At 61.1% G+C, this 9,886-nt stretch carries 9 protein-coding genes and 3 pseudogenes; 9 read left to right on the forward strand and 3 right to left on the reverse strand.

Features of this window, described 5'->3' with window-relative positions; all coding sequences use genetic code 11:
• Nucleotides 1–931: 931 nt before the first annotated feature.
• The 8 genes from ACYP5B_RS49570 (at nucleotide 932) to catC (ending at nucleotide 7,430) form a co-directional block, all read left to right on the forward strand.
• The gene (locus tag ACYP5B_RS49570) at nucleotides 932–1,378 is read left to right on the forward strand and encodes a GNAT family N-acetyltransferase (protein ID WP_459574794.1); all 447 of its coding nucleotides are present in this window, start codon (nucleotides 932–934) and stop codon (nucleotides 1,376–1,378) included.
• Nucleotides 1,379–1,880: 502 nt separating this feature from the next.
• The gene (locus ACYP5B_RS49575; protein ID WP_459574795.1) at nucleotides 1,881–2,771 is read left to right on the forward strand and encodes an MBL fold metallo-hydrolase; all 891 of its coding nucleotides are present in this window, start codon (nucleotides 1,881–1,883) and stop codon (nucleotides 2,769–2,771) included.
• Nucleotides 2,772–2,783: 12 nt separating this feature from the next.
• Nucleotides 2,784–3,695, forward strand: a complete 912-nt coding sequence (locus tag ACYP5B_RS49580; protein ID WP_459574797.1) for a LysR family transcriptional regulator — start codon at nucleotides 2,784–2,786, stop codon at nucleotides 3,693–3,695.
• Nucleotides 3,696–3,946: 251 nt separating this feature from the next.
• On the forward strand, nucleotides 3,947–4,645 hold the full coding sequence (locus ACYP5B_RS49585) for a 3-oxoacid CoA-transferase subunit A (protein WP_459574799.1): 699 nt from the start codon (nucleotides 3,947–3,949) through the stop codon (nucleotides 4,643–4,645).
• 5 nt (nucleotides 4,646–4,650) lie between these two features.
• Nucleotides 4,651–5,313 (forward strand): 3-oxoacid CoA-transferase subunit B, encoded by a 663-nt coding sequence (locus ACYP5B_RS49590; protein WP_459574801.1) that lies wholly within the window; start codon nucleotides 4,651–4,653, stop codon nucleotides 5,311–5,313.
• A gap of 89 nt (nucleotides 5,314–5,402) precedes the next feature.
• A complete protein-coding gene (locus tag ACYP5B_RS49595; RefSeq protein ID WP_459574802.1) occupies nucleotides 5,403–6,689 on the forward strand; it encodes an MFS transporter in 1,287 nt (428 codons plus the stop codon).
• Between the two features lie 70 nt (nucleotides 6,690–6,759).
• Nucleotides 6,760–7,101, forward strand: coding sequence for an EthD domain-containing protein (locus tag ACYP5B_RS49600; protein ID WP_459574804.1), 342 nt, complete (start codon nucleotides 6,760–6,762; stop codon nucleotides 7,099–7,101).
• A 53-nt stretch (nucleotides 7,102–7,154) separates the two neighbouring features.
• Nucleotides 7,155–7,430, forward strand: a complete 276-nt coding sequence (catC, locus tag ACYP5B_RS49605; protein WP_459574806.1) for a muconolactone Delta-isomerase — start codon at nucleotides 7,155–7,157, stop codon at nucleotides 7,428–7,430.
• A gap of 263 nt (nucleotides 7,431–7,693) precedes the next feature.
• Here catC and ACYP5B_RS49610 read toward each other — a convergent pair whose 3' ends face one another.
• Both ACYP5B_RS49610 and ACYP5B_RS49615 read right to left on the reverse strand, forming a co-directional pair.
• Nucleotides 7,694–7,825, reverse strand: coding sequence for a hypothetical protein (locus ACYP5B_RS49610; RefSeq protein WP_459574807.1), 132 nt, complete (start codon nucleotides 7,823–7,825; stop codon nucleotides 7,694–7,696).
• A 226-nt stretch (nucleotides 7,826–8,051) separates the two neighbouring features.
• Nucleotides 8,052–8,589: pseudogene (locus tag ACYP5B_RS49615) on the reverse strand (transposase); the annotation flags it as partial.
• 122 nt (nucleotides 8,590–8,711) lie between these two features.
• Here ACYP5B_RS49615 and ACYP5B_RS49620 point away from each other — a divergent pair.
• Nucleotides 8,712–9,196 (forward strand): annotated as a pseudogene (locus tag ACYP5B_RS49620) (ISKra4-like element ISBusp5 family transposase); the annotation flags it as partial.
• Nucleotides 9,197–9,214: 18 nt separating this feature from the next.
• Here the strand turns inward: ACYP5B_RS49620 and ACYP5B_RS49625 are convergent.
• Nucleotides 9,215–9,451: pseudogene (locus ACYP5B_RS49625) on the reverse strand (ISKra4-like element ISBugl3 family transposase); the annotation flags it as partial.
• Nucleotides 9,452–9,886: the final 435 nt, after the last annotated feature.

Raw genomic sequence — 9,886 nt, forward strand, 5'->3', positions numbered from 1 at the left:
TGAACGACCGTTTCTCCATATAAATCAATGGTTTACATCCATGTGATTGCTAGCGGATATAGCGGTCACCGCTAGTGGAATTAGCGATCCTCAACATGTGTTGTTGTTGAAGATCGTCATTCGTGCGAGCCGCGCTCATCATTCTTGCGAGCGTAGCTTTTCCGTGAGAAACAACGTCCCTGTGGTGCGTTTCGCCCGCTGTTTTTCTTGGCCAGTTCGACGTAGTCTCACGAATGCTGAGCATCCATAGCCCTGACGTTGCCTTTCAGCAACTGTCGAAAAGCGTACTTAAGGACAAAATTCGCATAGAAATCAGAGCGTTTTGGTCATGTGATTGGTCTTACGCATGGTGAGCATCGCTCGCACGATCTCTGTACCTCAACAGACTCCGCACCAGCATTCACCGCGCGCGTTCGGCTCTCGCCGAGCAGGCCGGCATCCGGGCGATGGCGAAGCGGCGAAGCTAAATCGATGGCATCGCGACCCACAACCAGGCGCTGCGCCAGCTGTCGGCCTCGATTCCAGCCAATCCTGTATCGGGCAGACAGGTACGAGCAATCTGGCTACGGAAATCTCCGCCATGCGGCCTGTCTCAGCATTGGATGGCGCGGCCGACAGATTGATATCGCAGGATATTGAATCGTCGCCAAGATGCTGGACAACACAAATGGCTCAAGTTGCTGGGCGTTCGGCCGTTGTGATGGTGCCGTGATGGCGTTTTGCAACGCGTAACACGATTGGGGGATAGTCGGAAGGGAGACTCATAACCATACTCGCCAGCGGCGGTCCGACTGCCGAACCGTGGTTGACTCCAAAGGCCACCCGGCCCTGTGGGAATCTTTACACGACATAACAAATAAACGGTGGTAGCACACCATGATGAAGTCGCGAAAAAAACATCCGGCTAAACGCCGAAGCGAGAGGGGTCAAAATGAGAGGCATTTCCATTCGCGCTGCCGTCACCGGCCAAGCGCCACAGATTATTAGCATCCTCGAACAATGCGGGCTTGATGCTTCGGCCCTCAATCTATTTGCAACCACATTCCATATCGCCATCACCGAATCCTTGATCGTCGGTTGTGCTGGCGTGGAACGGCATGGTGACACTGCAATCATCGGGCCTGTTGCCGTGCTTGCCGATTACCGCGACCGTGGTATCGCTTCGTCTCTGGTGCAAGCTGCACTCATGCGCGCCCGAGCTGGAGGGTGTCGACAAGCAGTGATGTTAGCGATGCGCTTTGCGACTTACTTTAGTCGTCACGGGTTTACGTTGATGCCGCGCCGCGCGCTACCGGCAGAGGTACAAGCGTCACAGGCATATCAATGGCAGGCCAATCCGTCCGATGTCTGCATGAAATACGACCTGATCTCCGGCTGACGTCCCGCCTTACAGTCACGTCCGCCCCGTCTCGGGCCAGTTACTTTGTTTCTGGGACGCGGGAGGGCATGGGTTTCGGTGCGCGACGATCTGGACTCACCGCGATTCATCAACGGGATCGGTCGGATGAAGTACGCCACACTCATTTCTGGGCGGTAGCCTGTTCGCGCAATACCCTGCAGGTATGGGTTGAGACATTATGGGTCTTGGACGTCGAAAACATTGCGTCCCATACTCCGACGAATATCCGAACGCGTCCGGCGGCATGTATGCAGCGAAGCAGTACGCATCCATCGGGTCCCATCCTTGTCGAACCTCTGACCATCCGGCCGCCCCAGCACTTTTCCAACGAGGCACCACACGCGCCGTTGTCGGGCATCTGTTCCCGCGCATGAAGACGCCTGAAAGCCCTCTTTTGAAATGCGAAATTGGCGCGGCGATGGAGATCGCGGATGCTTGACCCCTGCCAAAGCCGCCCACAAGAATCAAGGAGACAACGCACATGATGCAATCGCGCACCGTCGGCGACCTGAAGATCACCCGCATCCTCGAGTACATGGGGCCAACGCACGATCCGGCCTTCCTCTTCCCCGACATCGACCGTGCCGTGCTCGACGCGAATGTGGACCTGATGGTGCCGCACCACTGGATCCCGCACATGAACAAGCTGATTGTGACCATCCAGTTCTGGGTCGTACACGCCGGTGACAACATCATCGTGGTCGATACCGGCGTGGGCAACTTCAAGCCGCGCGCCGGTATCGCGCGCATGAACATGCTCAACACCCTCGTGCGCGAATGGATGATCGCGGCCGGCGCTCCACCGGAGAAGGTCACCCATGTGGTGATGACGCACTTGCACGCGGATCACGTCGGCTGGAATACCACTTGGCAGGATAACCGCTGGGTACCGACCTTCCCCAATGCGCGCTACTACATCCCCAAGGATGACTTCGTTTTCTGCGACGAGGGCCGCAACAAGGAGCCCGGCGTGGTGGACGTGTTCGGCGAGTCATTCTTCGACAGCGTGATGCCGGTGGTCAGCGAAGGCCTCGCTGAGATGATGGTGCCCGGACAGGAGGTCGCCGGCTGCCTGCAGGTGGAGCCGGCAGCGGGCCACAGCCCTGGCCAGGTGGTGTTCCGCGTTCGTTCCCAGGGCGAGGAAGCGATCTTCTGCGGCGACATCCTGCACAGCCCGCTGCAGATTGTGCGCCCGGACGTGAACTCCGGCTACTGCATCCGTCCCGACCTGGCGCGCGCCACACGCCTGGCCTTCCTCAACCGGGCGGCTGACCGCGAGGCGCTGATCCTGCCGGTGCATTTCGGCGATCCCTACTGCGGCTACGTCAGGCGCCAGGACCAGGGCTTCCGCTTCGAGCCGGCAAGCTGGTAGCGGCCGGGCAGCATGGCCGTTCCCTTCGACATCACGGATTTCCGCCTCTTCGTCAACGTGGCGGAAACACGCAGCCTGACCCGCGGTGCGGAGCGCTCCTTCCTTTCCGTGCCGGCGGTCAGCAACCGCATCAAGAACCTCGAAGACACGCTGGGGGTCCGCCTGCTGGAGCGCTCGCCCCAGGGCGTGACGCTGACGGCCGCCGGCGAAGTCTATCTGCAGCATGCCCGCGTGGTGCTTGCCGAGCTGGAGCGGCTCACGGGGAACCTCCAGCCTTTCACGGCGGGCCTTTCCGGGCAGCTCAAACTGGTGGCCAACACCACGGCCATCACCGAGTACCTGCCCCCGGTCATCGGCGACTACCTCGCCACCCACCCTGATGTGCGCATCGACGTGCGCGAGCGCCTGAGCGACGACATCGTCCGCGTGGTGCGCGAAGGTGGCGCGGACCTCGGTATCATCTCCGGAAATGTGCCCACCGCGGGCCTGCAGGCGGTGCCCTTCGTCAAGAGCGCGCTGATCCTCGTGGCGCCGCTCGGCCATCCTTTGCTGGCAGAGGGTGATGTCTGGTTCGAGCAGTCGCTGGACTACGCCTTTGTCGCGCTGCTGGAGGGCAGCGCCTTCCAGGTGTTCATGACACGCGCTGCCGGCGCGTTGCACAAGCCCATGACCATTCGCGTCCATGTGGCCAGCTACGATGCCATCTGTCGCATGGTGGCCGCCAACGCAGGCATCGCCATCATGCCCAAGGCCGCGTTCGCGCGCCTCAAGGGCGACCAGCGCATCGGCGCCTGCAACCTGCTTGATGACTGGGCGGTTCGCACATTCCAGGTCTGTGCACGCGATCTGGATGGCCTGTCCAGCTTTTCCCGCGAGTTTGCCAACCGGCTGATCGCCCGGTACGCGCCGGGTCGCAGCGCCTGATCGCGGAAGGCGGATCCTCCGCGGCCTTCCCTTCTTGCCTTCCGTTCGTCCGCTGGCGACCGCTCGCGCAGCTTTGCCGTTCTGCAGTCGACGAGCGCCGCGGGACGCAATTCGCATCACCTCATGGAAAACACTTGCCTGCGCTCGCCCCACGCCTTAACCCAGCGCTAAGGGCGCTTGCAAAAGCTGAAATTGTGCACGCTCGGGTCGCGTGGCAACCTAGATTCGACAGACAACATGCGAAGCGAGACATGATCGACAAACTCTATGGAACGGCGCGCGAGGCCGTGAATGACGTCCCCGACGGCGCCACGATCGCGATCGGAGGATTCGGCGGCGCCGGCATGCCCGACGAACTGATCGACGCGCTGATCAAGCAGGGCGCCAGGGAACTGACAGTGGTCAGCAACAACGCCGGCAACGGCGACACCGGACTGGCGGCGCTGCTCAAGACCCGCCGCGTGCGCAAGCTGGTGTGCTCCTTCCCGCGCCAACGCGATGCGTACGTATTTGAAGAACTGTACCGCGCCGACCAGATCGAGCTGGAAGTCGTGCCGCAAGGCACGCTGGCCGAGCGCCTGCGCGCCGCCGGAAGCGGCATCGGCGCCTTCTACACTCCCACCGGTTACGGCACGCTGCTGGCTGAGGGCAAGGAGACACGCCAGATCGACGGTCGCGGCTACGTGCTCGAGCACCCCCTCCATGTCGATGTCGCGCTGATCAACGCCGCGGCGGCCGACCGCTGGGGCAACCTCATCTATAACAAGACTGCGCGCAACTTCGCACCCGTCATGGCGATGGCGGCAAGCCAGACGATCGCGGCCGTGGCTCGCGTCTGCGAACTGGGCGAGTTGGACCCCGAGGACGTCGTGACGCCCGGGATCTTCGTTAGCCGCGTGGTGCTGCGCGACGCCGCAGTCGCGCAAGCTGAAGTCATGCAGGCAGGGTGAGAGCGATGGACCAAGTGGCAAGACACCTACTGGCTGCGCGCGTGGCACGGGACATTCCCAACGGATCCTATGTCAACCTCGGAATCGGCCTGCCCACACTGGTAGCCAACCACCTGCCCCGGCACCGCGAGGTCATCCTGCACAGCGAAAACGGCGTGCTTGGGCAGTGGTCGGCATCCGAGCCGGGCCAGGAGGACTGGGACCTTATCAACGCCGGCAAGGAGGCGATCCGCCTGGAGAAAGGCGCGGCATTCTTTCACCACGCCGACGCCTTCGGCATGATGCGCGGCGGCCATCTCGACATCTGCGTGCTCGGTGCATTTCAGGTATCGGTGCGCGGTGACCTGGCCAACTGGCATACCGGCGCGCCTGATGCCATCCCCGCCGTGGGCGGCGCGATGGACCTGGCCATTGGGGCCAAGCGCGTGTTCGTCATGATGGACCATCTAACCAAGGACGGCACCAGCAAGCTGCGCCGCCAGTGCAGCTATCCGTTGACAGGGGTCGCCTGCGTGAGCCGCGTGTATACCGAACTAGGCACGTTTGCCATCGGTCCCCTTGGCGTGTCGGTCATCGAGATCATCGGCGACATGTCACCGCAGACGCTCCAGTCGGTTACCGACGTGGAACTCGATTTCACCACCATGGTAAGAGCCGAGTACGCCTAGCACTGGGCACGAAAGCCGGCGCCTGGCGGCTACCCGCGCACAAGCGTCGGCGAATCATAGAGAAAGACAGAAAGAAACAGGAGACAACCATGCTAACTTGGTACAAGACTGGGACACCCCAGCAAAAGAAGACGTTCTGGGCTTGCTATTCGGGCTGGGCGCTGGATTCCTTCGACATGCAGATGTTCAGCTTCCTGCTGCCCGCCCTGACGCTCGCGTGGGGCCTGACCAAGGCGGAAGTTGGCGTGCTCGGCACCGTGGCGCTGATCGTTACGGCCATCGGCGGCTGGGGTGCTGGCATCCTCAGCGACCGCTACGGCCGCGCGCGCATCCTGGTGCTGGCGATCATCTGGTTCACACTGTTCGGCGTACTCGCCGGCTTCGCCCAGACCTATCACCAACTCGTGGTCGCCCGCACGCTGCAGGGCCTGGGCTTTGGCGGTGAATGGGCGGTCGGCGCGGCACTGATGGCAGAAGTGATCGACCCCAAGCACCGCGGCAAGGCCATGGGCTATGTGCAATCGGGCTTCGCTCTGGGCTGGGCGTTGGCGGTCGTCCTGGCCACGCTGCTGCTGGCCTGGCTTCCGCAGGAGATGGCATGGCGAGTGGCATTCTGGAGCGGCATCATCCCGGCGTCGATCGTGCTGTTCATCCGGCGCCATATCAAGGACGCGCCGATGTTCGAGCGCGCACGGCAGAGCCGCACACGGCCTGCTTCGCTGGCCTCGGTGTTCAACCGCAAATACGGGCGTTCACTCATCCTGTCGAGCGTGCTGGTGATCGGGCTACAGGCTGGATGCTATGCCATCCTGGTCTGGCTGCCATCCCTGCTCAACCAGCGAGGAGTCGCCGCCACATCGATGATCGTCACTGTCTTCATCATGGCCTTCGGCTCGTTCTGCGGCTTCGCGGTGGCGGCCGATCTTTGCGATCGAATCGGGCGGCGCCCCACGCTGATCCTGCTGTCGATCTGCGCGTGGGTCGTCACCGTCAGCTATATGCTGCTGCCGCTAAACACCACTCTCACCGCGATCCTGGGTTTCTTGGTCGGTTTCTCGGCAATCGGCATGTTCGCCGCCCTCGGGCCTTTCCTCAGCGAACTATTTCCCACCAATGTGCGCACGACGTGCATGGGCTTCGCTTACAACGTGGGCAAGTCGGTAGGCGCTGGCTCCGTTGTCGGCGTCGGCGTGCTGTCCACCCATATCGGCCTGGCCAATGCCATGGGCGCATTCTGCCTCGTGGCCTATGCCTTCGCCGTGTTCGGCATACTGCTGCTGCCCGAAACGCGCGGCATCGCCATCGAGCACATCGGCGAATCGGACGATAACTATAAAGTAGGGCCGCTGACCGACTCAGCGCGGGCGCCTACCTGACGAGCGGTGCGATCCCGGTAGGGAGCGCAAAACCTAGAATCGCACCAATTCAGTACCAAGAGGAGTCAACATGATTCGCATGCTGTACCTGCTGGTCAAGCCAGAAGGCATGTCCAACGAAACTTTCCGCGCGGAATGCCTGCGCCATTACGAGATGTCGCACGATGTGCCGGGCCTGCACAAGTATGAGGTCCGCCTCGTCGCCGAGCAGCCAACCGACACCCATGTGCCCTTCTTCGACATCGGCCACGTCGACGCCATCGGCGAATGCTCGTTCGAGAACGACGCTGCCTACGCCATCTATATGGCATCCGACATCCGCAAGGCGTGGTTCGAGCACGGAAAAACCTTCATCGGCCAACTCAAGCCCTTTCGTACCGCGCCGATCACCGGCGACGACTTCGCAGGCTGAGCGCCGTTACGCGGCCGGCCTCCCGCACTACATTTAACAGACAAGGAGACACCATGCTCTACTGCGTTCAGATAGACGTGAAAATCCCAGACTCCCTCCCGGCAGACCGCGCCGACGCCATCAAGGCAGCCGAGAAGGCGCGTGCTTTCGAAATTCAGCAGGCGGGCAAGTGGCCACACCTTTGGCGCGTGGTGGGCCGCTATTCCAACATCAGCATCTTCGATGTGGAAAGCAACGATGAGTTGCACGAGCTGTTGTCATCGCTGCCGCTGTTTCCCTATATGGCCATCCAGGTTACGCCGCTAGCTCGCCATCCGTCGGCGATCTGAAGACTCGCGGGCGTTTCAAGCACGGGCGGCGTCGCCGTCGAAAGGCGTCACTGAGCGCCCGCGATTCGATTCCACTGGCCAACGTTGCGCAGGACATCGAGTCGCGCCCTCCATTTGGTGCAAGAGGCAGTGGTAGCCGCGCGCCATGCAGGAAGGACAGTAGCGGAACAGTCCGCTATAGCATCGCTACTCGGCTGTCTCGATGAGTGCCATGCGCAGTCTTCTTGTTGACAAGCCCGGCGCATCGTTCAGCCGAGCTGATATCAACGAATCCCCGCTGCGGCGGGATGCTCTCGCAGGGATCGAAGTCCCGCTTTGGCAGCCGCATCATAGCGATACCGGACAATACGCTCGCCATTTTGAATTTCCACAAGATCGAGATAAGCGACTCCCATGGTACGATCCACTTCTTGCCGAACAGGAGCCCAGCGCCGGGGTGAGCTTCGCCTCGCCGAGCGAGAGGATAGGAAAGGGCGAAAATTCCGGGCTCTGATTCGCATTCTGGACTAGGGGATAACTACTTAGTAAGCCCGTCGATCCGGTGCTGCAAGCCATCGTGAAGTTGCGACGCTGCCAGCCGGCAAGAATCGCCCGGGTGCTGAAGTTGCGATCGGCGATCTACAGCTCGGCCGGCTGGGCCGATGCGAGCAGGGTTTCCATGATGGCCCGCTCCTGGGCATGCGCATCTTCACAGGGCACCAGATCGACGATCATCGCCGTGTCCGGGTCATAGACCACCAATGACTGCCCTGGCAAGGCCGCGCCCCGAAACCCACGCAATGGTTTCAGGCGCTTTTCGCTCGCCGGCAAATGGTGCCATCCACGATGCGCAGGCGATAGCCATTCACCGATGGCGGCTGCTCGCGCAACATCGGTTGCGCGACCGGCGCCAACCGCTGCGCACTGCCTTGCACCAGGGCACGAGCCCCGGCTCGGTCCGGCTGAGCTTGTCGTACAGCGCGGTGATGGAAACCGGCAGCGCCGGACTGGCCTTGGCTGCCGCATACACCGACGAGCGCAGCGCCACGGCGACCAGCGACATGATTTTCACAGTCGTCGAGATCAATAACTCCCGCGTGTACTGCGTTTCACGCTCTTGCTCGAACAACTCGTCGATCCAGGCCGGATCAAGGGCGCGTTGCAACTCCAGGAGCGCCATCACGCTGATCGGGCTGTGTTCGATAAGGCGTTCCACCACTGCGTCCAGTGCCACGCCATTGACTCCGGTTTTTGACCGAGAACACGGAGGGTGCCCTAATTTTCGTCACCTTGAAAGGGGTGCGCCTTACGGCCAACGGGTCAGCATTCGAGTTGTGGGATCTGTTTGTTCGCCTTCGCAGATTCGTGTGGACCGGGCAAACGGTGCGTTGGCAGAAGCTCGGTAAGGAACTGTGTCGTCTGCTTGAGTTGCGCGAAAGACTTGACCCGAACTCAAGCCGCGAAGACAGACAGGCGCGCTGCAAGCTCATAGATTTGATCAGTTACCTCAATAGCAATCTTGAGTCGCTGATCGACTATCGCTCCCGGCAGCGTATTGGCCTACGAATCGCGACCGGCTTCGTCGAATCATCAATCAATCGAATCAATGGCCGCTGCATGTGTAAAAGCCAACATATGCGTTGGAGTCGTGTGGGGGCACACAGTGTCTTGCAAGTGCGCGCGCCCTCTTGAACCAAGAATTCCACGAACTCATTCAGCGAGCGTTTCCATGGATTGCCCAGCGACGGTTGTCTTGGCCTTGGCAGAGACAGTCCCGGGCTATTTAACGGCTTCCCTCGACAGTAGCGCGCACAAAGGTAAGCGACCTCGGGTGCCGTGCGTGGAGGTAGCAGCCTTTCAATTGGGCAGAGAGTCTCTCGAAACTCATCGATCTCGCCTTGCTCATCGAGTGGCTCGGGCAGACACATACAAGCCTTCACACGCGGCACGCGCACACGGATCGTACCCAGCCCAGTGTCAAAGGTCCGACGTCGCCAATCCTTGATGTTGCGGTATCGACCGCAATGTGGGCAGTTTCGCTTGCATCATGCACATGCTGGCCAAGGCCGATGGGAGCGCTGCGTCCGCGGCGCAGCAGTTTTACTCGCCGGCCGCTTAACCAATACGGCCGTTGCCAACTTCCGCCGCTTACTCTCCTCTCCCTTACTGCGACACAACCAGGGCGTGCGCGCGCCATCTTCTGGTGGCGAAGCGGAGGTGTTCGCGTTCATCCAGAACGCCGTAGCGGCTTCATTGCGTTCATGCGCACAGCGAAGTGCACCCGATATCACCGGCCCCACGGCATCAGAGTAGTAATGCCTCTATTTGCTACGTGCACGAACAGTTATTCCTGTTTACGGAACAATAACTGCCATCACGCAGCGACTGTTTACTTATTCCTGTCACATAACTGCCTCAGAATGCAGCGGTCGCATCGAGGGATGGCATTCCTTTGCTTCTCCGCTATGCCTCTCCGA

Source organism: Cupriavidus sp. 8B (genome assembly GCF_054589115.1).

Coding starts and splice junctions, on each gene's coding strand:
- ACYP5B_RS49570 (WP_459574794.1), top strand. CDS start 932: ATGAGAGGCATTTCCATTCGCGCTGCCGTCACCGGCCAAGCGCCACAG.
- ACYP5B_RS49575 (WP_459574795.1), top strand. CDS start 1,881: ATGATGCAATCGCGCACCGTCGGCGACCTGAAGATCACCCGCATCCTC.
- ACYP5B_RS49580 (WP_459574797.1), top strand. CDS start 2,784: ATGGCCGTTCCCTTCGACATCACGGATTTCCGCCTCTTCGTCAACGTG.
- ACYP5B_RS49585 (WP_459574799.1), top strand. CDS start 3,947: ATGATCGACAAACTCTATGGAACGGCGCGCGAGGCCGTGAATGACGTC.
- ACYP5B_RS49590 (WP_459574801.1), top strand. CDS start 4,651: ATGGACCAAGTGGCAAGACACCTACTGGCTGCGCGCGTGGCACGGGAC.
- ACYP5B_RS49595 (WP_459574802.1), top strand. CDS start 5,403: ATGCTAACTTGGTACAAGACTGGGACACCCCAGCAAAAGAAGACGTTC.
- ACYP5B_RS49600 (WP_459574804.1), top strand. CDS start 6,760: ATGATTCGCATGCTGTACCTGCTGGTCAAGCCAGAAGGCATGTCCAAC.
- catC (WP_459574806.1), top strand. CDS start 7,155: ATGCTCTACTGCGTTCAGATAGACGTGAAAATCCCAGACTCCCTCCCG.
- ACYP5B_RS49610 (WP_459574807.1), bottom strand. CDS start 7,825: ATGGGAGTCGCTTATCTCGATCTTGTGGAAATTCAAAATGGCGAGCGT.